The sequence below is a fragment of the Leeuwenhoekiella sp. W20_SRS_FM14 genome, from assembly GCF_052119605.1.
Classification (GTDB): domain Bacteria; phylum Bacteroidota; class Bacteroidia; order Flavobacteriales; family Flavobacteriaceae; genus Leeuwenhoekiella.
This window is the reverse complement of record NZ_JBGQOK010000004.1, coordinates 34275-59356: the sequence shown is the minus strand read 5'-3', so window position 1 is coordinate 59356 and position 25082 is coordinate 34275. Positions and strand designations below refer to the sequence as shown.

The 25082-nt window shown below is 35.9% G+C and carries 21 protein-coding genes and 1 tRNA gene; 13 read left to right on the top strand and 9 right to left on the bottom strand.

Annotated elements, in window-relative coordinates; translation table 11 throughout:
• Positions 1 to 110: 110 nt before the first annotated feature.
• The 3 genes from ACEN25_RS08505 to ACEN25_RS08495 all read right to left on the bottom strand — a co-directional run bounded on the left by ACEN25_RS08505 (position 111) and on the right by ACEN25_RS08495 (position 4627).
• Positions 111 to 1952 (bottom strand): M1 family metallopeptidase, encoded by a 1842-nt coding sequence (locus ACEN25_RS08505; RefSeq protein WP_441802535.1) that lies wholly within the window; start codon positions 1950 to 1952, stop codon positions 111 to 113.
• A 99-nt stretch (positions 1953 to 2051) separates the two neighbouring features.
• Positions 2052 to 3701 (bottom strand): S8 family peptidase, encoded by a 1650-nt coding sequence (locus ACEN25_RS08500; protein WP_441802534.1) that lies wholly within the window; start codon positions 3699 to 3701, stop codon positions 2052 to 2054.
• A 68-nt stretch (positions 3702 to 3769) separates the two neighbouring features.
• Positions 3770 to 4627, bottom strand: coding sequence for an MBL fold metallo-hydrolase (locus tag ACEN25_RS08495; protein WP_441802533.1), 858 nt, complete (start codon positions 4625 to 4627; stop codon positions 3770 to 3772).
• A 237-nt stretch (positions 4628 to 4864) separates the two neighbouring features.
• Between ACEN25_RS08495 and ACEN25_RS08490 the strand changes: the two genes are divergently transcribed.
• Both ACEN25_RS08490 and ACEN25_RS08485 read left to right on the top strand, forming a co-directional pair.
• A complete protein-coding gene (locus ACEN25_RS08490; RefSeq protein WP_441802532.1) occupies positions 4865 to 6739 on the top strand; it encodes a cation:proton antiporter in 1875 nt (624 codons plus the stop codon).
• 161 nt (positions 6740 to 6900) lie between these two features.
• Positions 6901 to 7995 carry a Gfo/Idh/MocA family protein gene (locus ACEN25_RS08485; RefSeq protein ID WP_441802531.1) on the top strand — a complete coding sequence of 365 codons (1095 nt, stop codon included), beginning with the start codon at positions 6901 to 6903 and terminating at the stop codon, positions 7993 to 7995.
• A gap of 33 nt (positions 7996 to 8028) precedes the next feature.
• Here ACEN25_RS08485 and ACEN25_RS08480 read toward each other — a convergent pair whose 3' ends face one another.
• Positions 8029 to 8199: a hypothetical protein gene (locus tag ACEN25_RS08480; RefSeq protein ID WP_159106033.1), complete on the bottom strand. Its 171-nt coding sequence runs from the start codon at positions 8197 to 8199 to the stop codon at positions 8029 to 8031.
• A complete protein-coding gene (gene lepA, locus ACEN25_RS08475) occupies positions 8199 to 9995 on the bottom strand; it encodes a translation elongation factor 4 (RefSeq protein ID WP_441802530.1) in 1797 nt (598 codons plus the stop codon). The genes ACEN25_RS08480 and lepA overlap by 1 nt, the downstream gene beginning before the upstream one ends.
• 169 nt (positions 9996 to 10164) lie before the next feature.
• On the opposite strand from lepA, the gene ACEN25_RS08470 reads away from it, so the two are divergent.
• Together ACEN25_RS08470 and dusB are read left to right on the top strand one after the other, a co-directional pair.
• Complete coding sequence (locus ACEN25_RS08470; protein ID WP_441802529.1) at positions 10165 to 12576, top strand: outer membrane beta-barrel protein; 2412 nt, start codon at positions 10165 to 10167, stop codon at positions 12574 to 12576.
• A gap of 84 nt (positions 12577 to 12660) precedes the next feature.
• Positions 12661 to 13656 carry a tRNA dihydrouridine synthase DusB gene (gene dusB / locus ACEN25_RS08465; RefSeq protein WP_441802528.1) on the top strand — a complete coding sequence of 332 codons (996 nt, stop codon included), beginning with the start codon at positions 12661 to 12663 and terminating at the stop codon, positions 13654 to 13656.
• Between the two features lie 33 nt (positions 13657 to 13689).
• Here the strand turns inward: dusB and ACEN25_RS08460 are convergent, their stop codons facing one another.
• Together ACEN25_RS08460 and rbfA are read right to left on the bottom strand one after the other, a co-directional pair.
• Entirely contained in the window at positions 13690 to 14892 is a 1203-nt protein-coding gene (locus tag ACEN25_RS08460; RefSeq protein WP_441802527.1) for an ABC transporter permease, read from the bottom strand.
• Positions 14893 to 14904: 12 nt separating this feature from the next.
• Positions 14905 to 15297 carry a 30S ribosome-binding factor RbfA gene (gene rbfA / locus ACEN25_RS08455; RefSeq protein WP_441802526.1) on the bottom strand — a complete coding sequence of 131 codons (393 nt, stop codon included), beginning with the start codon at positions 15295 to 15297 and terminating at the stop codon, positions 14905 to 14907.
• 141 nt (positions 15298 to 15438) lie between these two features.
• On the opposite strand from rbfA, the gene mce reads away from it, so the two are divergent.
• Positions 15439 to 15861 (top strand): methylmalonyl-CoA epimerase, encoded by a 423-nt coding sequence (mce, locus tag ACEN25_RS08450; RefSeq protein WP_441802525.1) that lies wholly within the window; start codon positions 15439 to 15441, stop codon positions 15859 to 15861.
• Between the two features lie 69 nt (positions 15862 to 15930).
• Positions 15931 to 16004: transfer RNA gene (locus ACEN25_RS08445), tRNA-Ile, on the top strand.
• A gap of 1115 nt (positions 16005 to 17119) precedes the next feature.
• On the opposite strand, the gene ACEN25_RS08440 is transcribed toward ACEN25_RS08445, so the two are convergent.
• The gene (locus ACEN25_RS08440; protein ID WP_441802524.1) at positions 17120 to 17710 is read right to left on the bottom strand and encodes a riboflavin synthase; all 591 of its coding nucleotides are present in this window, start codon (positions 17708 to 17710) and stop codon (positions 17120 to 17122) included.
• Between the two features lie 63 nt (positions 17711 to 17773).
• On the opposite strand from ACEN25_RS08440, the gene pdxA reads away from it, so the two are divergent.
• The 7 genes from pdxA to ACEN25_RS08405 all read left to right on the top strand — a co-directional run bounded on the left by pdxA (position 17774) and on the right by ACEN25_RS08405 (position 24140).
• Complete coding sequence (gene pdxA / locus ACEN25_RS08435; protein ID WP_441802523.1) at positions 17774 to 18844, top strand: 4-hydroxythreonine-4-phosphate dehydrogenase PdxA; 1071 nt, start codon at positions 17774 to 17776, stop codon at positions 18842 to 18844.
• Positions 18845 to 18947: 103 nt separating this feature from the next.
• Positions 18948 to 19502 carry a YceD family protein gene (locus ACEN25_RS08430; protein ID WP_441802522.1) on the top strand — a complete coding sequence of 185 codons (555 nt, stop codon included), beginning with the start codon at positions 18948 to 18950 and terminating at the stop codon, positions 19500 to 19502.
• Positions 19503 to 19511: 9 nt separating this feature from the next.
• A complete protein-coding gene (gene rpmF / locus ACEN25_RS08425; RefSeq protein ID WP_028377051.1) occupies positions 19512 to 19712 on the top strand; it encodes a 50S ribosomal protein L32 in 201 nt (66 codons plus the stop codon).
• 162 nt (positions 19713 to 19874) lie between these two features.
• The gene (locus ACEN25_RS08420) at positions 19875 to 20870 is read left to right on the top strand and encodes a beta-ketoacyl-ACP synthase III (RefSeq protein WP_441802521.1); all 996 of its coding nucleotides are present in this window, start codon (positions 19875 to 19877) and stop codon (positions 20868 to 20870) included.
• Between the two features lie 25 nt (positions 20871 to 20895).
• Positions 20896 to 21384: an acetyl-CoA carboxylase biotin carboxyl carrier protein gene (accB, locus tag ACEN25_RS08415; protein ID WP_441802520.1), complete on the top strand. Its 489-nt coding sequence runs from the start codon at positions 20896 to 20898 to the stop codon at positions 21382 to 21384.
• Positions 21385 to 21456: 72 nt separating this feature from the next.
• Complete coding sequence (accC, locus tag ACEN25_RS08410; RefSeq protein ID WP_441802519.1) at positions 21457 to 22809, top strand: acetyl-CoA carboxylase biotin carboxylase subunit; 1353 nt, start codon at positions 21457 to 21459, stop codon at positions 22807 to 22809.
• Positions 22810 to 23015: 206 nt separating this feature from the next.
• A complete protein-coding gene (locus tag ACEN25_RS08405) occupies positions 23016 to 24140 on the top strand; it encodes an NAD(P)/FAD-dependent oxidoreductase (RefSeq protein WP_441802518.1) in 1125 nt (374 codons plus the stop codon).
• On the opposite strand, the gene ACEN25_RS08400 is transcribed toward ACEN25_RS08405, so the two are convergent.
• Positions 24129 to 25055, bottom strand: a complete 927-nt coding sequence (locus ACEN25_RS08400) for an ABC transporter ATP-binding protein (RefSeq protein ID WP_441802517.1) — start codon at positions 25053 to 25055, stop codon at positions 24129 to 24131. The genes ACEN25_RS08405 and ACEN25_RS08400 overlap by 12 nt on opposite strands.
• Between the last annotated feature and the right edge of the window lie 27 nt (positions 25056 to 25082).

Here is a 25082-nt window from a genome sequence, read left to right as displayed (position 1 = left end):
ATTGATAATTTTAAATATCGGAAAAATTGAAAAAAGACTTGGCAAACAATCCAAATATAAAAAGCCGTTTCCTGTGAAGAAAACGGCTTTTTAAGTTAAGTTATTAAATTTTATTTAGTCTGTGTCCAGCTGTTGTTTGACCTATCTATATCTGCCAATAATTGTTGTGCATCTATAGTCATTGCTTTAATTTCTGAAAGCGGTTTGTCTATCGTAAATGTATACGTAGGCATTGCCCATGGCCAGTCTTCCAGTTGCGTACGTTTCATTTCTGGAAATGGATTAGGTTTTTCTGCACGCATCATTCTTAACGGAATGTAATAGGCTTCATTGGTATCATCTGTAGTATTGATGTAAAAATCTATAGGCATTGGCATAAGGCCTTTACGCTCTAATGTTACCTGAGTTTTACCGTCTACTTCTTCTACATTTTTAATCGCATAGTCTATTGTATTTGTAGTTTGCGTCCAGTCTACAAGATACCAGTCTAACTGCATACCACTCACCTTCTCTGCCTCACGTTTAATATCGTTAGGCGTAGGATGTTTAAAATGCCAGTTTTTGTAATAGTTCTTAATGGTTTTATCAAGATTCTCTTTGCCTATAATATAACCTAATTGCGCCATAAACACAGCACCTTTAGAATATGCAGAAGCGCCGTATGCTGCATTTAAAGCATAACGGTCTGCATAGGTTGTCTGTGGCTGTTCAAAGCCGCTTGTAGCGAGTCTAAAATACGAATTGTAATTTCCTGCTTGCGGATTTGGTTTTTTCTCATTCATAACTACATTCATTGCTTCATCAGAGATGTAAGATGTAAAACCTTCATCCATCCACTCGTGTTTTTGCTCATTGGTAGCCATTAAAAACTGAAACCAGGTATGGGCAAACTCGTGTGCAGTAACCCCTATAAGGCTGCCTAAATTTCTTCCGCCCGTAATTAATGTACACATCGCATACTCCATACCACCATCACCACCTTGTATCACAGAATATTGATCATAAGGATAAGGACCTACATGCTCGTTATAGTACATTAATAAATCTGCTGTTTTAGGTTGTAGTTTTTTCCAGTTTTCTATGATTTCTTTATCGTCTTTAAAGAAAAAATGAAGTACTGTACCATCTTCTGCGGTTAATTTATCGTGTATATAATCAGGATCTGCTGCCCAAGCAAAATCGTGTACATTAGGAGCTACAAAATGCCAGGTGTATTTACCTTTTACAGGTTTAACCGCTTTTTGACCTGGCTCATTATAACCGTGACCTATTTCCGGGTTTTGTAAATTACCGGTACCACCTATAGTGTATTCTGAATCTATCGTTATTTTAACATCAAAATCTCCCCAAACGCCGTGAAATTCACGAGCGATATAGGGGTCTGCGTGCCAACCTTCAAAGTCATATTCTGCTAATTTAGGATACCACTGCGTCATAGACAGCGCTACACCTTCAGCATTATCGCGACCGCTTCTGCGTATCTGTACTGGCACCTGCCCGTTAAAATTCATATTAAAAGTGGTGCTTTCACCTGGTGCAATAGGTTTTGCCAGTCTAACTTCAAGAACAGTCCCTGCAACTTGATAGGTTAAGGGAGTTCCGTTTTGAGATAGTTTATCAACTTTTAAAAACCCTATCTCGTCTGGCTTTAATTTTGAAATACGGTCTTTAACCCTTCCGTCAGGATCTTTAATGTTTAAAGAGCGTACATCCATTTCACTTCCCGGTTGAAACGCATTAAAATAAAGATGATAAAAAACCTGACTTAATGTATCTGGAGAATTGTTTGTATATACCAATTCTTGTGTACCAGTATAAGTGTAGTTATCTACATTCATATCAACATTCATCTTATAGTCAACGTGTTGTTGCCAGTAAGATGTATTGTTTTGTGCCTGCGCGAAAGCAAAAACACTTAAAAATGAAAGACTTATTAAAGCTTTTAAATTCATATTCATTTAGATTTTACCAATTAGGAGGTATTAAACACTATCAGAATCAACCCCGAAAAATTGAAAGCTAACCTTTAATTTTTCGGGATTTTATTCAAATTATTTTGATAATTCGGCCATTTTAAAGGCGTTGTACATATTAACCATTTTACCTGTTTTAGATAACGCCGAAAATGGTTTAACCACTTCACCTTCCTCACCTGCAGAAACCTGAATATTAGTAGTTACACCACTCTGTAAAATAATCTGCTTTATTTGTGCAGCAGAAAATTGAGGGTAATATGATCTCAACATTGCAGCTACACCTGCAACTTCTGGTGAAGCCATAGAAGTTCCCTGTAAAAACTGGTATGAATTACCTGGTGTAGTTGACCAGATTTGAACACCGGGAGCAAAAACATCTACATTAGATTTTCCGAAGTTAGAAAAGCTTGCTACCAGTTTACCACCGTATTTATAATTTAAAGCACCTACAGTAATCACATTATCTGCAAACTCGGTAATATTATCTAATTGATCATTAGGATATACCGTATCACCCATATCAAGATCTATACTCTCATTACCTGCAGCATTTACGATAAGAACATCCTTTTTTGCAGCATATTTTATTGCATCGTAAACCCACTCCGGGTTTGTAGCAAAGTATTTACCAAAACTAGTATTGATTACTTTTGCTCCATTGTCAACAGCATATCGTAAAGCCAATGCGATATCCTTGTCGCGCTCATCACCGTCTGGCACAGCACGCACAGTCATAATTTTCACATTGTTTGCAACACCATTCATCCCTATCCCATTATCGCGTTGAGCAGCAATAATACCGGCAACGTGTGTACCGTGTAAAGCAGCATCAGGATCTGGTCCTGTTACATTATTATTACCATAAACAGCATCTTTAATATCATCAGGATTGTCACCTAAAACACTACGGTAATTACCCTCTAGATTGTAATTGTTATTAAGACGATCTGTCATGCTTTCTAGTTGCTCATTAAGCATTACTAAAAATTCTGGAATCGTATCTGCATACGTTAGCATTTGAGTAAGCACACCTTTATTGCGTTCCTCCATCGCTGTTGTTGCGGGTAATGTAGCAACATCTTCTGCAGTATAATCTTCTTTCCCAAATTTTTCTGTAGCAGCAGCATGAGCAGTTTTTACGGCTGCAAGTAAGCCATCGTATTGCGTTTTTTGCTGAATTAATTCATCACGCTCTGTTTCTACCTGTTTTTTAGCCTTGGTATAGGTTTTAAATAGCTCTTTTTGAGCAGCAGGTACTTGATCTAAAGTTTTGCCTTTAAACTGTGCATCGTATTTCTGTACGATTCTGCTTTTCTCTAATTGTTCCTGAACGATGTCTCCTAGAAAATTCCAGCCGTGCACGTCATCAATATATCCGTTTTTGTCATCGTCAATACCGTTACCGGCGATTTCCCCAGGATTTGTCCACAATACATTTTTAAGATCTTCATGCGTAATATCTATACCGCTATCGACGACACCCACAATTACAGAAGTCCCTTTGCCTTTAATAAGTTCGGCATAGGTTTTCTCAACACTCATACCCGGCACGGTGTCCATAGTGATATCCATCATCGGCCAATTCTTCAATTGGTCTTCGCTGAGGTCACTTATTTTTAAAGGAAGTTTATCTACATTTTCTTCCGGTATGGTAAGTAATGGTGCGGTACCGCAAGCATTTAGAAACAGTGCAGCACTAAATGCTGCAATAAAAATTCTTTTCATTTTATAGGAGTTGTTATTTAAATTTTTGTTTGAAGGTTTTCGCTTTTAACTTAAGTAAGAGGTCTGGTTTACAGGACGTCTTCGATTTTAAAACGTTCTTTAAGTCTAACCCCTTTATCTGTATGTTCTACTGTGATTATGGGATTGTGAGCATCATGCTCTAGCCATAAATAATAATTATTATCTGCGGCTTCTTTCAAAAACGTGTCTTTTTCACCTAAGGTGAGCAAGGGTCTTGTATCAAAACCCATTACATAAGGCAATGGTAAATGGCCTGCTGTAGGAAGCAAATCTGCCATAAAAACAAGGGTTTTATCTTTGTATTCTATATGCGGAATCATTTGCTTATCGGTATGACCATCTGCAAACAAAATACCAAAATTAAGTTCTGATGTTGCAGAAAAAGCGTTTTGAGGTTTATCAACAAACCGCAATTGGCCACTTTGTTTAATAGGTAGAATGTTTTCTTCTAAAAAAGAAGCTTTCTCACGAGCATTAGGTTTTGTTGCCCATTCCCAATGATCTTCGTTACTCCAGTAAATTGCATTCTTAAAAGTAGGTATCAGGGTTTTGCCGTCTTCAGCCCATTTAATGCATCCTCCACTGTGGTCAAAGTGCAAATGTGTAAGAAAAACATCTGTGATATCATCTGGGTGAAAACCTTTTTGCTTCAGTGATTTTTCTAAAGTAGCATCTCCCCAGGGATGATAATAACCAAAGAATTTATCACTTTGTTTATCTCCCATTCCCGTGTCTATAAGTATTAGGCGATTGCTGTGTTCAATAAGCAGACATCGTGCACCAATGTCTATCATATTATTTGCATCTGCGGGGTTTGTACGTGTCCATAATGTTTTAGGAACCACACCAAACATAGCACCACCGTCTAATTTAAAACTGCCGGCGTCAATTGCGTGTATTATCATATAGTTGCGTTCTGTATACCAGTTGATATGTGCTGAATTTTAAAAAATACCACATAGCATTATCACATATTTTTTTAAAAGGCACACCTCAATTATTAGGTAAAGTCTTGCAAAATACTAAAAGCACGTTAAATCAAATTTTTCTAGCCGTCTAATTAAGCTATATTTAACACGGAAACGGCTTTGTGCGCTTTAGAATCAATGCAGAAAAACGTATCATAGCAAAAAATTGAATTCATGTTAGAACTGGGAGGAATCATTATATTAGGAATACTAGCACAATGGGTTGCCTGGAAGTTTAAAATTCCGGCGATTTTACCGCTTATACTTATCGGGCTTTTTGTGGGACCTATCTCTACCCTATTTACTTATGACGGTTCAAAATGGATTGAACCTATATGGAATGGTGAAGTGGGTATTTTTCCCGGAGAGCGGCTATTTAATTTTGTGTCACTGGCAATTGGGATCATTCTTTTTGAGGGAGGCCTTACACTGCGTTTTAGTGAGATAAAAAATGTAGGCCCCGTGATTACAAAGTTAATTATTGTAGGATCTTTGGTTACGTTTTTTGGAGCGGGAGCTGCTGCCTATTATATTTTTGATTTAAGTTTACGTATATCGTTTTTATTCTCTGCATTAATAATAGTTACGGGACCCACCGTGATTACACCCATTCTTAGAAATATTCCGCTTAAAAAAGATATTTCGACAATCTTAAAATGGGAAGGTATTTTAATAGATCCTATAGGAGCTCTTGTTGCCGTATTAGTATTTGAGTTTATTAGTGTAGATGCCGGTAGCGAGTTTACATTAACCGCTCTTGAAGAGTTTGGTAAAATTGTACTTTTTGGTTTTACCTTCGGTTTTACTTTTGCACACGCATTGGCTTTATGTATCAAACGAAAAGTCATTCCGCATTACTTATTAAATGTATTTACACTCGCTTCTGTATTGGGCGTTTTTATACTTTCAGATTTATTTGCGCACGAGAGCGGTCTTCTTTCTGTAGTGGTGATGGGTATGGTAATGGGTAATATGAAATTACCCAACTTAAAAGAGCTTTTATACTTTAAAGAATCGCTAAGTGTACTTCTTATTTCGTTGCTGTTTATTCTACTTTCAGCAAACATAGAAATACAAGATTTATATCTCGTTTATACCTGGAAGGCGGTATTGTTATTTGCTATTGTTGTTTTTGTGTTGCGACCTATAGGGGTATTCTTAAGCTCAAAAGGATCTGGTCTCAAGTTTAATGAGAAACTGTTTGTAAGTTGGGTAGGCCCACGTGGTATTGTTGCTGCAGGTATTGCCTCACTCTTTGGATTAAAACTGGTAGATGAAGGTGTTGCCGGGGCAGAATATATCACGCCTCTTGTATTTATGATTGTGTTAGGAACGGTTTTATTAAACGCAACAACGGCACGTCTTTTTGCTAAAATTGTAGGTGTGTTTTTAACTGAATCTAAAGGTATCGTGATTATAGGTGCGTCTAAAGCTTCCCGAATTATTGCAGAATATTTGATGAAAGGTGGTCGTCACGTTGTACTTGTTGACAGTAACAGTGTGAATATCGAAAAAGCAAAAGAACGCGGTCTAGAAGCTATTGAAGACAGCATTTATTCGGATAGCTTAATGAATAATATAGAACTTAATGATGTAGGATATTTGATGGCACTAACCGGTAATGGTGATATAAATCAATATGCTATTAATAGATTTAAAGATATTTTTGGTGAAAATGGCGCATTTAGACTCATTACTCCAGATGAGATGAAAAATCCTCAAAGCAGTCCCGAAGGCGGATTATTTTCACCTACAGACGATTTTATTCGCCTAACCGAAGTGGCCCGCGCACATCCCACTATTCAGGAAGTTAATATAGATTCTAAAGAGATGTTTGAGAAATTGATAGAAAGCACCCGAGCAGATAAAAATAGTATTCCTATATTTTTGAAAAAGGAATCTGGCGAACTCGAAATTTTAAAATCTAATATAGACGATCTTGAGGTAGATTCATATGTAGATACTAAGTTGGTTTATTTAGGAAAACCATTTGATCCAGAAAAAATGCCGGTTAAAGAGAAACTGGTCATAGAAGAGCCAGAAGCATAATATTTAAGGGATTCAAATTGAGTCCCTTTTTTTATTGAATAATTTTAAGGATTCGTGCATTTTTTATTTTTATAGTAGCAACGTATATTAAAATTTTGCTAAGTGATTGCGGGTATGTGTTTTAATATCAAATTGTTCTGTAAATTTCTAAAAAATATAAAATGCAAAACAGACGTTCGTTTATTAAAAAATCTGGTCTCGCCGTTGCAGCCACTACGATTCCATTTCCTTACTTAGCGTGTTCAAAACCTAATAAGAAGCTTGGCATTGCACTTTTAGGTCTGGGTAGTTACGCTACAAACAATTTAGCTCCTGCGCTTCAGAAAACGCAGCATATAGAGTTGAGGGGTATTGTCACAGGAAGTCCTGAAAAAATTCCTACCTGGAAAGATAGATATGGGATTAAAGACAGTAATATTTATAATTATGAAAATCTGTCTTCAATAGTTGATAATAAAGATATTGATGTAGTGTACATTGTTACACCTACTTTTTTACATAAAAAATTCTGCATATTAGCCGCTGAAGCTGGTAAACATGTTTTTTGCGAAAAACCTATGGCAATGACTGTAGCAGAATGTCGGGAAATAATAGATGCTTGCGATAAAAACGGAGTAAAACTGGCAATAGGCTACCGTATGCAACATGAAGAAAACACAAAGACAATCATAGAATGGTCTAAAACACAACCCTACGGTGCTTTAGAGCAGGTACACACAGAAGCCGGTTTTAAAATTGGTGCTGATGCAGGCTGGCGATTAGATGGTGCAAAAGGAGGAGGTGCAATCTATGATATGGGTGTTTACCCTATAAATGCAATGCGTTATGCAACGGGTCTCGAACCAGTATCATTAACCGCAAAACACGTAACTCAACGCAAAACGCTGTTTACAAACGGAGCTGAAGAAATCACCTATTTTGACGTAGAATTTCCTGACGGGATAACAGCTAAAGGCCGGGTAACTTATGCTGACAATATAAATTTTTTAAAAGTAGCTTGTAAAGATGGAAACTATGAGCTGTCCCCTTTTCAGAGTTATACGGGAGTTCAGGGTAGTACCAGTGATGGGAAAAAGCTTGAACCTTGCAATTGCAATCAACAAACGCTGCAAATGGATGATGATGCGCTCTCTATCCTAGAAAATAAAGACATGACTGCCCCAGGGATTGAAGGTTTACGTGATATTCAAATTGTAGAAGCAGCTTTAGAATCTGGTAGAACTAATGGAGCAAAAATTTTACTTAAACAGTACTAATTCTTAAGAATTACTTCAAAAAAAGAGTCTTAACTAAGACTCTTTTTTTGAAGTAAAATATTCTGATAAGACCAGCAGCATTCCTGCCATTGCTCCTAGTGCCATAAGCCAGACCATAAGTTGATTTTCTTTAGCAGGCGTCCATTGACTTAACCCGCCGCAAACCACAATTAATCCCAGGCCTATGAGTTGTTTCTTTTGCATTAATCATTAAGTTTTAAAACAGCCATAAATGCTTCCTGTGGTATTTCAACGTTACCTACCTGACGCATACGTTTTTTACCTTTTTTCTGTTTTTCAAGAAGTTTACGCTTACGCGAAATATCACCACCATAACATTTTGCGGTAACGTCTTTACGTAAAGCCTTTACCGTTTCTCTTGCAATAACTTTAGCCCCTATTGCAGCTTGAATAGGTATATCAAACTGCTGACGTGGTATTAGCTCTTTTAATTTCTCACAAATTCGTTTGCCAATATCGTAGGCATTGTCACGGTGTAAAAGTGCAGATAGTGCATCTACTACATTCGCATTTAACAATACATCTACCTTAACCAGATGTGATGCACGCATACCTATAGGTGTATAATCAAAAGAAGCGTATCCTTTTGAAACCGTTTTAAGACGATCGTAGAAGTCAAAAACGATTTCAGCAAGCGGCATATCAAAAGACAATTCAACACGCTCTGGAGTTAAATAAGTTTGATTTGTGATCTGACCTCGCTTTTCAATACATAGAGACATTACAGGACCTACAAAATCTGCTTTAGTAATTATAGAAGCCTTTATAAATGGTTCTTCAACGCGATCTATCCCAGAAGGGTCTGGTAAATCTGAAGGGTTATTAACTAAGATAGGCGTATCTCTGTTTTTAATTGTGTACGCATGGTATGATACGTTAGGTACTGTAGTAATTACAGTCATATCAAACTCACGCTCTAAGCGTTCCTGTATGATTTCAAGATGCAACATTCCTAAAAACCCACATCTAAAACCAAAACCAAGAGCAGCAGAACTTTCCGGTACAAATACTAAAGAAGCATCATTTAGCTGCAGTTTTTCCATAGAAGAGCGCAAATCTTCATAATCTTCTGTATCTACAGGATAAATACCTGCAAATACCATAGGTTTTACATCTTCAAAACCTTCAATCATATTTGTAGTAGGCGTCTTTGCATCTGTGATAGTATCCCCTACCTTTACTTCTTTTGCTTCTTTAATACCGGTAATAAGGTAACCTACATCTCCTGTTTTAATTACTTTTTTAGGAGTTTGTTTAAGATTAAGCGTTCCTACTTCATCTGCAAAGTAAGTTTTACCGGTAGCCATAAACTTGATGTTTTGGCCTTTTTTAATTTCCCCGTTTAAAACTCTAAAATAGGTTTCAACCCCTCTAAAAGGATTGTAAACCGAATCAAAAATAAGTGCTTGTAACGGTTCGTCTACCACACCTTTAGGAGGAGGTATACGTTCAATAATTGCATTTAAAATTTCCTGAATTCCCAAACCTGTTTTTGCACTTGCAGGAATTACATCTTCATGTTTACAACCTAAAAGATCTACAATATCGTCTGTAACTTCCTCAGGGTTTGCACTGGGTAAATCAACTTTATTTAAAACAGGTATAATCTCAAGATCATTTTCTAAAGCCAGATATAGGTTAGAAATAGTTTGTGCCTGTATACTTTGAGCTGCATCAACAATTAGCAAAGCGCCTTCGCAGGCAGCAATACTACGAGAAACCTCATATGAGAAATCTACGTGACCGGGAGTGTCAATTAGGTTGAGTATATATGGCTCACCGTTATGTACATAATCCATCTGTATAGCGTGCGATTTAATGGTGATACCACGTTCACGCTCAAGATCCATATTATCTAAAAGTTGCTCTTGTTTTTCACGTGCTGTAACAGAACCCGTAGCGTCGAGTAAACGATCTGCAAGGGTACTTTTACCGTGATCAATGTGAGCTATAATGCAAAAATTGCGAATGTTCTTCATAGACTTTCTTCATCGTGCGACACTAAAGTCGCTTTAGCGCACAAATATACAGTTTAGAAAAGCCATTTTCTAATAAATCTATTTTAAGGGAATTAATATTCTTAAAGTTTAAAAAAAGGTCAAAATTCATTCAGCTTTAACATTAAAATTACATTAGATTTGATTTTCTATGCGGAACACAATATTATTCTACATATTTCTTGCTCCTTTGGCACTAATTGCACAGGAGTATGATATCTCTTCTAAAGTCATTGATTCTAAGAAGAAACCGGTCTCCTTTGCAAATGTCTTATTGCTTAAAGCAGCAGATTCTAGCTTTGTAAAAGGGACAGTAAGTGAAGATGATGGTTCTTTTAAATTCTCAGATTTAGAGATAGCCCGCTACTTAATAAAAGTAAGTTTTGTAGGCTATAAAGATTTTTACAGCACTCCTATTGATGTTAAAGACGCTAGTATTCTTCCTCCTTTTACATTAGAAGACAGTGCAGAATTTCTGGATGAAATTACCATTACAGCAAAAAGACCAGTAATACAACGCAAGATTGATCGTCTGGTGTTTGATGTAGAAAATACCGCGATTTCTTCGGGATCAACATACGATATTCTAAAGCGTACGCCCGGAGTTATTATAAATCAGGATCAGATTTTAGTGAAAAACAGGCCGGCACAGATTTATATAAATGACCGAAAAGTTTATTTAACAAGTCAAGAATTGCAGCAATTGCTTGAAGGTTTTGCCGGAGTCAATGTAAAATCTGTTGAAGTTATAACTACACCACCGGCAAAATACGATGCAGAAGGCGGTGCGATTTTAAATATCATTACTTCAAAAAATCTATCGATAGGATATAAAGGAAGTATTAATGCTTCAAACACCGTGGGTATTGTTCCTAAATATGCCGTAGGAACAAGCCAATACTATAAAACCGACTGGTTAAATGCATATGCCAGTTATACCTTTAATTCACGTTTTGATACCAAAACCGATGAGGGGTTTGTACAATTTTATAACCCCGATGGAAGCGAAAAAGCAACCTGGGAAGATTTATTTAAACGCGATACCCGTACATTTTCACATAGCCTAAATACTATTTTAGATTTCACGTTAAGTGAAACCGAATTACTAAGCTTTAGCGCTAATATCTTACATACGCCTAAAGCAGATTCAGATATTAGCGGTAGAACAGAAACATATAATCCCCAGGGACAGCTTGATTCTTTATATACCACACAAAGCCTACTTGAGAATGACCGTGATAATCTAATCTTTAGTTTAAACTACGATAAAGAACTGGGAGAAAATGGTGCGAAGCTAACTGCGATTGCAAACTATATTGATTACACAGATAATCAAATTCAATCTGTAAACACGCGTTATTTCTCTAACCAGGGAAACCTTTTAAATGCAAATGCGTTCAATACCATACCTACTCAAAATTCTCAAATTTATACAGGACAGTTAGATTATACCGGAAGCTTAGAAAATTGGGCAATTGAAACCGGAGTTAAATATTCAGTAATTAACTCTGAAAGTAGACAGGAATTTTTCAATACTGCCGGAAATGTGAGTGATTCTGACGCTATTTTAAATGATAATTTTGATTATACCGAAAATATATACGCTTCTTATTTCAGCTTTGTTAGAGATTGGGATAAATGGAGTTTTAAAGGCGGTTTACGAGGAGAATATACAGCTGCTAATGGCGACTCACGAACATTGGGAGTTGTAAACACACAAGAATATCTCGAGTTGTTTCCTACTGTTTACATTACTAACAACCCGTCTGAAAATCATTCTTTTAGCTTGACCTATAACCGAAGAATTGATCGGCCGCGTTTTCAGAGCTTGAATCCTTTTAGATATTTCTTAAATGAAAATAATTTTCAGGAAGGAGATCCTAATATTCAGCCTGCAATAGCTAATAGAATTCAATTTAATTATACGTTTAAAAATAAGTTGAGTTTTGATCTATATTGGGATCGTATAGATAATGCGATGAGCCGTTTACCTTTTCAGAATAATCAGGATTTGACCTTAAGAAGTGTGAATACTAATCTCAATTATGAGCGACAATTCAGCTTTGATATTACGTATTCTGAATTTGTTACCAATTGGATGTGGATGAGTGTCGAATCTTCCTTTTATAATATGGAAAACGAATTTAAAGCACTCGAAAGTCAGGTCGATAACGTGAAAAAGAATATTAATGGTGTTTATTTACGAACGCTGAATTATTTAATAATAGATCAATCGCTTACCGCAACAGTTACAAATTATTTTATGTCAAATATTCTGGCCGGTTCTTATGAATACGATCGACCGCAGTATGCTTTAAGTCTTGATCTACAGAAGACCTTTATGAATGGGAGGTTAACGGCGACTTTTAGTACTGAAGATATATTTAATACGATGAATATCCCGCTTACTTTAAAATATGGGAATCAAAACAATACGTTCTTCGCAATGCCAGAATCTCAAAAAATAAGAGTTGGATTACGCTATAAATTCGGAAACTTTAAGTTAAGCGACAACAGTAGAGATATTAATACTGAAGAAGAAAAGCGCTTAACAAAACAATAGTTAAAGCTACACTCTTTTTTTACGTATATAAACTACACACTTACTTAGCAAAACATTGCTTAATTTTGCAAAAAATTTATCGTTTTGTCAAAAATAGGAGATATTGATGTAGGAGACTTCCCGTTGCTTTTAGCACCTATGGAAGATGTAAGTGATCCACCTTTTCGCGCATTGTGTAAAGAGCAGGGTGCAGATGTGGTTTTTACTGAATTTATTTCGAGTGAAGGCCTTATTCGTGATGCTGCTAAAAGCGTGATGAAACTCGATATTTACGAGAAAGAACGACCCGTAGGCATTCAGATCTTTGGAGCAAATCTCGAATCGATGTTGCAAAGTGTAGAGATCGTTGAAGCTTCAAAGCCAGATATTATAGATATCAACTTCGGTTGTCCTGTAAAAAAAGTGGTTTCTAAGGGCGCCGGTGCCGGGATTCTAAAAGACATAGACCTTATGGTTTCCCTAACCGAAGCTATGGTTAAGCATACACACCTTCCTATTACCGTAAAAACCCGTTTGGGTTGGGATCACGATTCTATCAAAATTGTGGAGGTTGCAGAACGTTTACAGGATGTGGGCTGCAAGGCGATTTCCATACACGGAAGAACCCGTGCCCAAATGTATAAAGGTAGCGCCGACTGGAGACCTATTGCTGCAGTTAAAAACAATTCAAGAATGCATATTCCTGTTTTTGGGAATGGTGATGTAGACACGCCCGAAAAAGCTGCTTTAATGCGTGATGAATATGGTTTAGATGGCGCGATGATAGGCCGTGCTAGCATAGGCTACCCCTGGTTTTTTAAAGAAGTAAAGCATTATTTTAAAACTGGAGAACACTTACCACCTCCTACAATACAAGAGCGCATAGATGCTGCCCGTAGACATTTACAAATGGCAATAGATTGGAAAGGTGAAAAACTGGGTGTTTTTGAGACGCGTCGTCATTATACTAACTATTTCAAAGGGATTCCTGACTTTAAAGAATACCGAATGAAAATGGTGACCAGTGATGATTCTATAGATGTATTTGCAGCCTTCGATGAGGTTGAAGAGCGTTTTTCAGACTATGTCTTTGAACATTAGAAACTAAATTTTATTCTTTTTTCAACTGGAAAATTAGTCTTCAATAAGCTTGGGTCTGATGGTAGATGCTGCTAGATAAGAAGCCAATATTCCTAAAATGGAGATCGTTGCAAAAACGGTTATGAAATTTGTAAAGGTAAATTCCATAGGATAGGCAAGCGTAGCTGTAATCATTTTAAGCTTAAATTGAAGTTGAGCGCCTACAACTAATGCTCCCAGAATAATACCGGCAAGACCTCCAAAAATGGTCATCATTGCCCCTTGTAAAAAGAAGATATACCTAATTTCTTTAAGCGTAGAACCCAGGCTGTGTAAGGTTTTAATATTTTCTTTCTTATCGATAATGATCATTATAATGCTACCTACCAGATTAAAAAGAGCGATGATGAGCACTAAAGTGAAAATGAGATAAACCGCCAGATTTTCGGCATTAAGCATCTTGTATAATTTGTCATTGAGCTGAAAGCGGGTTTTTACTTCAACGTTTCCACCCAACATAGCTTCTACATTTTTTTTAACGGCTAGCGGGTCTGCCAGTGGGTCTAACTTAATCTCTAGAGCACTCAATGTGGTGCTGTCATATCGCAACAGATTGCGTACAAATTCAAGATTAGTAAAAATATACTTTTGATCTAGCTCTTCATTAACTTGAAAAATATCTGAAACTACTAACTGAGCACTATTAAAGGCTTGGGTAGGGTCTGAAATTTGGCCGTCACCGGGTCTGGGAACCATTACCCTTAGCAAATCTGTATAATTATTAACTCCCAGAGAAAGTAAACGAGAAATACCAAAGCCAATTGCAGCCACAGGTTCGTCTTCTGTAATCCAATTGCCATAAAGTAGCGTGCTGTCTATAGTATTAACACGCATATAGTTTGCATCAACCCCTTTAAGATATGCAATATGGTTTTTGCCTCTAAATTCTAGAAATGCACGTTCTTCGATAATTTTAGTGAAGTCTGCAACACCCGCTACAGCCGTCAAATCTGTTGCATTTTTATCTGTAAATTGAATTGTTTTTCCGCTTGCGGGAATCACTTTCAAATCAGGATCAAAAATTGAAGAGAAAGATAAACTAAAATCTTTAAGCCCGGAAAAACCGGACAATACGATAAACAGTGCAGCAGAACCTGCTACAATACTAATCGCAGAAATTAGTGTAATAATATTTATAGCATTGTTGCTGCTCTTTGTAAACAGGTAACGTTTTGCGATAAATACAGGAAATTTCAACGTAGGTTCTTCTTATGATTTTTTGCGTCGTGGCAATAAATCTGGATTTTCAATAGGATCTTCGGTACCTTTTAATGATTTATCAATACCGTCAATATATTCTAAAGAGTCATCAATAAAAAATTGTAATTCGGGCATACGGCGTAATTGATGACGCGTACGTTGTGCAATCTCGTGTTTTATAAACGGCTTAACCGCTTTTACCTCGCGCAACATTTCTGCTGCTTTATCGTGAGGAAAAACACTCATATATACTTTAGCTTGTGATAAATCTGTAGTAACACCTACTTTACTTACAGATACTATAATACCTGTAACACCTGTCTGTGCAAGTGCTTTTTGTATAACATCTACGAGGTCGCGCTGCAAAACGCCCCCTACTTTTTTCTGCCTGTTCGTTTCCATATTGCAAAAGTACGTTTTTTAGATACGAAGTAATTGTAAATAATGAGGAGGTGCTTTAGATTAAATTTCTTAATGGCATACCTCGTTTAGGATACATTTTAAATAGTTCTATTTTTATAATCTTATAATATTAGAAATACTATGAAAAAAATAGAACACATAGGAATTGCGGTAAAAAGTCTTGAGGCCTCAAATGTACTTTACGAGAAGTTGCTTGGCAAAGCACCTTATAAGACTGAAGAAGTAGCTTCAGAAGGAGTGAACACCTCTTTTTTTGAAATGGGAGAAAGTAAAATAGAACTGTTAGAAGCAACAAATGCAAATAGTCCTATAGCAAAATTTATAGCTAAACGAGGAGAAGGTGTACATCATATCGCTTATGCTGTAGAAGATATTAAGTCTGAAATGAATCGTTTAAAAAAAGAAGGTTTTGAATTATTAAATGAAACCCCAAAGCAGGGTGCTGATAATAAATGGGTTGCATTTTTGCATCCTAAGACTACGGGTGGTGTTTTAATAGAATTATGTCAGGATAGAGGTATTGAGTTGAAGGAGATCAATTAAATGTTTGCAGTAATAAAAAATTAATGTTATTTTTGCGCCCGCTTTGATGCTTTAAATAGTATTAATGCCGGTCCTATAGCTCAGTTGGTTAGAGCACCTGACTCATAATCAGGTGGTCCCTGGTTCGAGCCCAGGTGGGACCACAACTAAAGCCACTTTAAACTTTAAGTTTATAGTGGCTTTTTTAATATGTCGATTTTTTTGAAATTTTAATAGTTTGAATCGATTCTTCCCATCATAATTTTAATTATAGAGCTTACTATAATATTTTATCGCATTTAGATTGTCCTACATTTCAATTAAGTAAAGATCGTTAGTAATTTTCTTTCATTTTAATTTTGCACTAATAAAATTTAATATCTAATCTTATTTTGCTCAGATAGTATTTCCTCGAGTAATTAACTAGTCTTTTCGATTATAAATGCGACTTTAATTAGTATTTTATTATTGCTTCTCATTAAATTTTAAGCATTTTAACGATATATATTGTTTTTAAACGATAACTGTCTTATATTTACTTCATAACAAAACCTTAAAGCTTTTCTTAAGTCCCCCCAACTTAATATTAGCGTCTTCAACCCCCAATTTTATGAAGACTATATATTTTGAATTTTATGCTAATCTAAAGACTTATTCCTGGTGCTTTAGTCAAGTCGATATATCATTATTTCATAATGATAATCGTTTTATGAATTCCGCTTTTTTCACAAATATCTTTCTGGCAAATATTCTGTTTAATCAATTACATAGATTATTAACTAATAGTCGAAGTATAATTTTAATTATATGATACAGTGTTATGTTGTTTTATTAAATTAAATAAAACAACATAAAAAAAATTGAGGAAGAAAAAGATTACATTATTTAAAATCTATAAATCTAAAAGGTAAAAAATTACGTTTATAAACTGCTTTAGGTTAGATTTTAAAATTTATAATAATAAATTAATACACAAAGTGTTAATTTTAAGTATTTTACGACTAAATGCAAGAATAGTCTTTTAAAGTAATAGGGATTATTTAGTTTTGCGAAAATTTGTTAGATTATTTGGTTTAACGGAATATGAATAAAAAATTCAACACATTAATTTTAATCCTCTTTTTCTTGGGGTTTTCTTTGTTGGGTTATTCTCAGGTTCCACCAGCGCCTCCTCCACCTCCTCCTGTAGGTTTACAGGTTCCTATAGACGATTATATTCCTTTCTTTATAATCTTTGCCTTGATTATTGGAGTTATATGTGTATATAATAAGGAGCGTTTTAAGATTTTAACTCCATAAGGCGTTTTACATACTTTCCTATTACGTCAAATTCTAAATTAACTACTGTTCCTTTTTCAAAAGATTTGAAAGTAGTGTGCTCGTAGGTATAAGGTATTATGGCGACACTAAACTCATTTAATTTAGAATTTACTACAGTTAGGCTTACTCCATTTACAGTAATAGATCCTTTTTCTATAGTTACATTGTTAAGAGTAGGGTCATAATCAAAGGTAAATACCCAACTGCCATCTTTTATAGCTACTTCTTTGCAAACAGCTGTTTGATCTACGTGACCCTGAACAATGTGACCGTCTAAACGTGACCCTAATATCATGGCGCGCTCAAGATTTACAAAATCTCCTTGTTTTAAATCTCCCAGATTTGTTTTAGATAGTGTTTCTTCGATTGCAGTTACCGTATAGCTCGTATCGTCTAAATTAACTACGGTTAAACAAACCCCATTATGAGCGACACTTTGATCAATTTTTAATTCTGGTGAAAGAGAACTACTAACCGTAATGTGGAGATTTTCTCTATCTCTTTCTAATTGTTTAATAGTGCCTAAATCTTCAATAATACCTGTAAACATGATTGCGTTTTAATTGAGTACTTTTACATTTCAATTTACAAAAGAAAGCCAAAGGGGTTTAGCATGAAAGAACAAAATATAAAATTAGGGATCAGTATCGGAGACCTAAATGGTATTGGAGGTGAAATCATTTTAAAAACGTTTGAAGATGTAAGAATGCTTGAGTTTTGTACTCCTGTTATATTTGCTTCAGCTAAGACAATTACATTTCTTTTAAAACACTTTAAACTGGATATAAATTTTCAGGGAGTAAAATCTGTAAATTCGATTATTGAAGGAAAAATTAATGTGGTTAATGTGTGGCAAGATAACCCACAGATTACTTTTGGTGAAGAAAACCTTACAGGAGGAAGCTATGCTATTAAATCGTTAAAAGCCGCAGTTGAAGCTTTAAAGAATAATAGTATAGATGCGCTGGTTACTGCTCCTATACATAAGGCAAATATTCAATCTGAAGATTTTAGTTTCCCTGGTCATACAGATTACCTTAATCAAGAACTTGAAGGTAACAGCCTTATGTTTATGATTACTGAAAAACTTAAAGTTGGGCTACTTACAGATCACGTCGCCGTTCGTAGCGTTTCAGATAAGATAGATGCACCTTTAATTATTCAAAAGTTTAAAACAATACAACATTCGTTAATTCAGGATTTTGGAATTAGTAAACCTAAAATTGCATTTTTGGGAATAAATCCACACGTTGGAGATAATGGGGTTATAGGGAAAGAAGATGATGATATATTAATACCTACTCTTAAACAATTAAGAGAAAAAGGAGATTTAACATATGGTCCTTATGCAGCAGACAGTTTTTTTGGTAGTGGAAATTATAAAAACTTCGATGCGATCATTGCTGCCTATCATGATCAGGGCTTAATTCCGTTTAAAACCCTTTCTTTTGGTAAAGGAGTAAATTATACTGCCGGATTGAATAAGGTGCGTACTTCTCCTGACCATGGTACAGCTTTTGAAATCGCAGGGAAAGGTCTTGCGAGTAATAGTTCTTTTAAAGAAGCTGTATATGCTGCATTAGAGATTTACAAGAGACGCTCTGAGTATGCTGAATTAACCGCAAATGTTTTACAAAAACAGCCGCGTAAAAAACAATTTTCGGGTAGATCACGTAGTAATTAAACCTTTTTAAAAAATTTATCCACACTTAATTAACAGCTAAATAAAAATTTATATCTTTGCACCCGCCTTTTGCGGAAAGATTAGATTAGGAAAGAGAAAGGTAATGAAGCATTTGAAAACGTATACAATTCCATTTGTTGGTTTAAAACAGGGAGAACACGATTTTGAATATACGATTAACGACGCGTTCTTTGAGCATTTTGAATATGATGATTTTAATTCTATTAATATAGATTTAAAAATAGTCCTGAATAAAATGTCTACGTTGATGGAGTTTTATTTTGATGCGCAGGGTAGTGTAAACGTTAATTGCGATATTACAAATGAACCCTACGATCAGCCCATTGATGCCACCTATAAGTTGGTGGTAAAATTTGGTCAGGAATTTAATGATGAGGTTGAAGATATTTTAATTCTTCCTTATGGAGAATATGAGGTAAATATTGCACACTATATATATGAGCTTATAGTTTTAGCAATGCCTGCAAAACGTATTCATCCGGGAGTTGAAGATGGTACTTTAAAATCAGACATATTAGATAAACTCGAAGAGTTAAGTATAAAGAGTAACGAAGAACAGGATAAAAATTCTCCTGAACAAAAAGAAATTGATCCCCGTTGGGATAAATTAAAAGATTTTTTAACAGATAATAAATAATAAACGGTAATGGCACATCCTAAAAGAAAAATCTCCAAAACAAGAAGAGATAAGAGAAGAACACATTACAAAGCTGCAATGCCAAAAATAGGTGTAGACGCTACTACTGGCGAGGCACACCTTTATCACCGTGCTCACTGGCATGAAGGTAAACTCTACTATAGAGGGCAGGTTGTAATTGATGCTACTTCTAGCGAAGAAGCTGCTTAGTAAAAGCATATACTTATAGTAAAACTCCCATTATTTGGGAGTTTTTTTTATTTTTCAGGATGGGCAAAAAAAGTTAATTTTCGAGCCAGTTTGTTCGAATTTTAGTACTTTTCCTTCCATTTTTAAGCGAATAAGACAATTTTTCGCAGAAACCAGATTTATATGAGTAAAATCACTGCTGCCATAACAGCTGTTGGTGCCTATGTGCCAGAATATGTGCTTACCAATGAAATTTTGGAAACAATGGTTGAGACCAACGATGAGTGGATCACTTCCAGAACAGGAATTAAAGAGCGTAGAATATTAAAAGATCCCAATAAAGGAACTTCTTATTTAGCTATTCAGGCTGCTCAAAATTTGATTTCTAAAAGCGGTATCGATCCTTTAGAAATCGATATGGTAATTGTAGCGACCGCCACACCAGATTTGCCTGTTGCTTCTACCGCAGCCTATGTCGCTACTCAAATAGGAGCAACAAATGCATTTTCTTATGATCTTCAAGCGGCGTGTTCTAGCTTTCTTTATGGCATGTCAACGGCCTCTGCATATATAGCTTCAGAAAAGTATAAAAAAGTATTATTGATAGGAGCAGATAAAATGTCTTCAATCATAGATTATACAGACCGTACAACGTGCATCATTTTTGGTGATGGCGCGGGCGCGGCACTTTTTGAACCTAATGAAGAAGGGTTAGGATTACAGGATGAGTATTTACGCTCAGACGGTATAGGCCGTAACTTTTTGAAAATAGAAGCCGGAGGATCTTTATTACCATCTTCTGCAGAAACGGTTGCTAACAATCAACATTACGTATATCAAGACGGTAAAACTGTATTTAAGTTTGCAGTATCTAATATGGCAGATGTTAGTGAACTTATAATGAAACGTAACAATCTTGCAAATGATGATGTAAGTTGGCTTGTAGCACACCAGGCTAACAAACGTATTATTGACGCAACTGCGAGACGTATGCAACTTGACGACAGCAAGGTGCTTATGAATATTCAGCGTTATGGTAATACAACATCTGCAACATTACCTTTATTACTTAGTGATTTTGAAACTAAGTTTAAAAAAGGAGATAATTTAATATTTGCCGCTTTTGGAGGCGGATTTACTTGGGGGTCTATTTATCTTAAATGGGCTTACAACTCTTAATATAAACTAACTAACGTTATCAATTATGGATTTAAAAGAAATTCAGAATCTTATCAAGTTTGTGGCTAAATCAGGTGCAAGCGAAGTAAAGCTTGAGATGGATGATTTTAAAATCACCATTAAAACTGGTGAAGAGGGTAAAGGAGAAACTACTATTCTTCAGCAAGTACCTATGATGGGCAATACGATGCAACAGCCCGCTATGCAACAGCCTGTTGCTCAGCAAGTGCCTGTTCAGGAAGCAGAGAAGCCAAAAGCAGATATAAGTGATAATTACATTACTGTAAAATCTCCTATTATTGGTACATTTTACCGCAAGCCTGCTCCAGACAAACCTACGTTTGTTGAAGTAGGTGCAGACATTAAAGCAGGTGACGTTTTATGTGTTATCGAAGCGATGAAATTATTCAACGAGATTGAAAGCGAAGTGAGCGGTAAAATCGTTAAAGTACTTGTTGACGATTCTTCTCCTGTAGAATTTGATCAGCCACTATTTTTGGTTGACCCTTCTTAATCTATAGAAGAAAATAACGTCAAATAGTTCGTTTAAAGTTTTCTAAACTTTAAACTTTAATGCAAAACAGATATGTTTAAAAAAATATTAATAGCAAACAGAGGAGAGATAGCCTTAAGGGTAATCAGAACCTGTAAAGAAATGGGCATTAAGACTGTAGCTGTTTATTCTACCGCAGATGCCGAAAGTTTACATGTACGCTTTGCTGATGAGGCAGTTTGTATAGGTCCCGCACCTAGTAGCGAATCTTATTTGAAAATTTCAAATATAATGGCTGCTGCAGAAATCACAAATGCAGATGCTATTCACCCTGGTTATGGGTTTTTATCTGAAAATGCTCGTTTCTCAAAAATATGTGAAGAACACGGTATAAAGTTTATCGGCGCTTCACCAGATATGATTGCAAAAATGGGAGATAAGGCAACTGCAAAAGCTACTATGAAGGCTGCAGGTGTACCTTGTGTACCTGGAAGTGATGGTATTATTAAAGATTTTGAAGACTGTGAGCGTATAGCCGATGAAACCGGTTATCCTGTAATGCTTAAAGCAACTGCAGGAGGTGGTGGTAAAGGTATGCGTGCTGTCTGGAAAAAAGAAGAATTGCGTAAAGCTTGGGATTCTGCTCGTCAGGAAGCTTCAGCCTCTTTTGGTAACGATGGTATGTATATGGAAAAGCTTATTGAAGAGCCACGCCATATCGAGATTCAAGTTGTAGGAGATAGTAATGGTAAAGCATGCCATTTATCAGAACGTGATTGCTCTATACAACGCCGTCATCAAAAACTTACCGAAGAAACTCCGTCTCCATTTATGACAGACGAGCTTCGTGAAAAAATGGGTGATGCTGCTGTACGAGCCGCAGAATTCATAAAATATGAAGGCGCAGGTACGGTAGAATTCCTGGTAGATAAACACCGCAATTTCTACTTTATGGAAATGAATACCCGTATCCAGGTAGAGCACCCTATTACAGAGCAAGTTGTTGATTACGATTTAATACGTGAGCAAATACTTGTAGCTGCTGGTGTAGCAATCTCCGGTAAAAATTACTATCCGCAATTGCATTCTATAGAGTGTCGTATTAATGCAGAAGATCCTTATAATAACTTTAGACCTTCGCCAGGCAAAATTACAAACCTTCACGCACCGGGCGGGCATGGAGTACGCATAGATACACACGTTTATAGCGGTTACTCTATCGTTCCTAATTACGATTCTATGATTGCAAAATTGGTAACTACAGCTCAGACAAGAGAAGAAGCTATCAATAAAATGAAACGCGCATTAGATGAGTTTGTGATTGAAGGTATTAAAACAACAATTCCTTTTCACCGTCAATTAATGGATGACCCTCGCTATCTAGAAGGCAATTACACCACAGCATTTATGAATGACTTTGTCATGAATGCACCAGAAGAAGAATAAAACTTCTTAATTATACAATGAAAACCCTGAGCATTACTATATGTTCGGGGTTTTTCTTTTGTGGGCGTTTCCCTACGCAAAGGCTCCGGGCCGGGCTTTCACGGCTCGCTTTCTACCTAAGAAAGGCAGAAGAGCTCAAACAAACCCTTCAATCCCTAACGCTTTAGTTCTATATTTAGAATTAATTTACTAAAAGCAAAACAACAATGACTACAAGGGAGCTGTCTTATTGGGAATATAAATCATGGCTAACTAATATAGATTTTACCATAGTAGGGAGTGGCATCACCGGTTTAAGTTGCGCTTTACAACTACGAAAGCTCTACCCGAAATCTGAAATTTTAATTTTGGAACGCGGTAGCCTTCCGCAGGGAGCGAGTACGAAGAATGCAGGTTTTGCGTGTTTTGGGAGTCTTTCTGAGCTTATTTCAGATTTGAACACACATACCCAAGACGAACTATTAAACCTCGTGCAAATGCGGGTAAAAGGCCTCGCTCTTTTAAGGCAATCATTAGGTGATGCTGCAATAGGTTATGAAAAAAATGGTGGTTATGAGCTTTTTTTTGATGAACAGGATAAGCTTTATGCGAACTGTTTAGAAAAACTAAAAACTATAAACAACTTATTACAGTCTGTATTTAAAGAATCTATTTTTAGTGAGATTTCTAATTCATTTAATTTTCAAAAGATTAAACCCAGAGTTATTTTTAATAAAGCCGAAGGTCAACTTGATACCGGTAAAATGATATACAGTCTTCTTAAAAAGGTTAGAGATCAAGATATTAATATACTTAATAATTGGGTAGTAGATTCTTTTGAAGAAAGTGATACTGGAGTTCTCGTGCATTGCAACGAAATTTCATTTAAAACCCAGAAACTCTTTATTGCTACAAATGGTTTTGCATCACAGTTAGGCATAGATCGGGTTATTCCGGCACGTAACCAGGTTTTGGTAACCAAACCGATTAAAGACTTAAAAATTAAGGGGACTTTTCATTTAGATGAAGGCTATATCTATTTTAGAAATATTGATGATAGAATTCTTTTGGGAGGCGGCCGAAATCTTAACCCTAAAGGGGAACAAACAGATCTTTTGGGCACTACACAGCAAATTCAACAGTATCTTGAACGATTACTCTCAGAAACTATTTTACCAAATACACCTTTTGAAATCGAACACCGTTGGAGCGGAATATTAGGTGTAGGCCATCAGAAAAAACCGATTGTAAAGCAACTTTCAAATAATGTGTTTTGTGGCGTGAGAATGGGAGGGATGGGTGTTGCTATAGGTAGCCTTGTTGGTAAGGAGCTTGCTGAATTATTGACTTAGTTTTAAAAAGACCTCCTGCGTTGTTTTAAGCAACTTAGAAGAATTAAAATAAATTTTTTGACCTTCATATAATCCTTCAATGAGATAGTAACTTCCTTTAAAATAGCTTTTTAAAACAGTTACTTTTAAAGGTGTTTTTGATTCAGAAACACTAAGTTGATGCGGCATTATCAAGTTCTTTGTTCCATTAATAATCAACTCGTTTATATCTCCAAAAAAAGAAGCTACATAGGCATTTTTCGGATTTTTAAATACTTCTTCTGGTGTCGCAGTTTGTATAAAAGAACCATTACGCATCATTTTAATTATGTCAGAAAAGGACAAAGCTTCTTCGCTATCGTGGGTGGCTGTAATACAGGTGATATTTTCTTTCTTTAAATATGCATAGAGATTTCGCCTTAAAGCATTCCTTCTAAAGTTATCTATGTGACTAAAGGGTTCGTCAAGTAATAAAAGCTCGGGTTCTTTAGCAATTGCACGCGCTAAAGCTACTCGTTGTTTTTGGCCGCCACTTAACAGTTTTACGTGAACGTCTGCAAAATCGGTCATATCAACTACTTCAAGAAGTTCATCTATACGCTCCTGGCGCTGCTCCATAAATCTTCTGGAAAGATGTTTTCCTATATTTTCTGAAACAGAAATAAAAGGCATCAGATCAAAATCCTGAGCCAAATATTTTATAAATGGCTCTCCGGGAACCAGATTAAAATCAGGTCCCATCAGTTGTTGTTCACCCCAGAAAATCTGACCATTTTCTAATTGAAGTAAACCATAAATTATTTTGAGCAAGGTGCTTTTACCGCAACCGCTTTCGCCCAAAATTGAAATATGTGTTCCTTTTTCAACTTTAAAATCAAGATTTTTTAAAACCGTTTCTTCAGCGTAGGCGAAGCTTCTAATAGTTACGTTGAGCATAATTTAATATAGTAAGACCCTACAGGT

Bases quoted from the DNA above. Each gene is read 5' to 3' on its own strand.
- ACEN25_RS08505 (WP_441802535.1), bottom strand. From the start codon at position 1,952: ATGAATTTAAAAGCTTTAATAAGTCTTTCATTTTTAAGTGTTTTTGCT.
- ACEN25_RS08500 (WP_441802534.1), bottom strand. From the start codon at position 3,701: ATGAAAAGAATTTTTATTGCAGCATTTAGTGCTGCACTGTTTCTAAAT.
- ACEN25_RS08495 (WP_441802533.1), bottom strand. From the start codon at position 4,627: ATGATAATACACGCAATTGACGCCGGCAGTTTTAAATTAGACGGTGGT.
- ACEN25_RS08490 (WP_441802532.1), top strand. From the start codon at position 4,865: ATGTTAGAACTGGGAGGAATCATTATATTAGGAATACTAGCACAATGG.
- ACEN25_RS08485 (WP_441802531.1), top strand. From the start codon at position 6,901: ATGCAAAACAGACGTTCGTTTATTAAAAAATCTGGTCTCGCCGTTGCA.
- ACEN25_RS08480 (WP_159106033.1), bottom strand. From the start codon at position 8,199: ATGCAAAAGAAACAACTCATAGGCCTGGGATTAATTGTGGTTTGCGGC.
- lepA (WP_441802530.1), bottom strand. From the start codon at position 9,995: ATGAAGAACATTCGCAATTTTTGCATTATAGCTCACATTGATCACGGT.
- ACEN25_RS08470 (WP_441802529.1), top strand. From the start codon at position 10,165: ATGCGGAACACAATATTATTCTACATATTTCTTGCTCCTTTGGCACTA.
- rbfA (WP_441802526.1), bottom strand. From the start codon at position 15,297: ATGGAAACGAACAGGCAGAAAAAAGTAGGGGGCGTTTTGCAGCGCGAC.
- mce (WP_441802525.1), top strand. From the start codon at position 15,439: ATGAAAAAAATAGAACACATAGGAATTGCGGTAAAAAGTCTTGAGGCC.
- ACEN25_RS08440 (WP_441802524.1), bottom strand. From the start codon at position 17,710: ATGTTTACAGGTATTATTGAAGATTTAGGCACTATTAAACAATTAGAA.
- pdxA (WP_441802523.1), top strand. From the start codon at position 17,774: ATGAAAGAACAAAATATAAAATTAGGGATCAGTATCGGAGACCTAAAT.
- ACEN25_RS08430 (WP_441802522.1), top strand. From the start codon at position 18,948: ATGAAGCATTTGAAAACGTATACAATTCCATTTGTTGGTTTAAAACAG.
- rpmF (WP_028377051.1), top strand. From the start codon at position 19,512: ATGGCACATCCTAAAAGAAAAATCTCCAAAACAAGAAGAGATAAGAGA.
- ACEN25_RS08420 (WP_441802521.1), top strand. From the start codon at position 19,875: ATGAGTAAAATCACTGCTGCCATAACAGCTGTTGGTGCCTATGTGCCA.
- accB (WP_441802520.1), top strand. From the start codon at position 20,896: ATGGATTTAAAAGAAATTCAGAATCTTATCAAGTTTGTGGCTAAATCA.
- accC (WP_441802519.1), top strand. From the start codon at position 21,457: ATGTTTAAAAAAATATTAATAGCAAACAGAGGAGAGATAGCCTTAAGG.
- ACEN25_RS08405 (WP_441802518.1), top strand. From the start codon at position 23,016: ATGACTACAAGGGAGCTGTCTTATTGGGAATATAAATCATGGCTAACT.
- ACEN25_RS08400 (WP_441802517.1), bottom strand. From the start codon at position 25,055: ATGCTCAACGTAACTATTAGAAGCTTCGCCTACGCTGAAGAAACGGTT.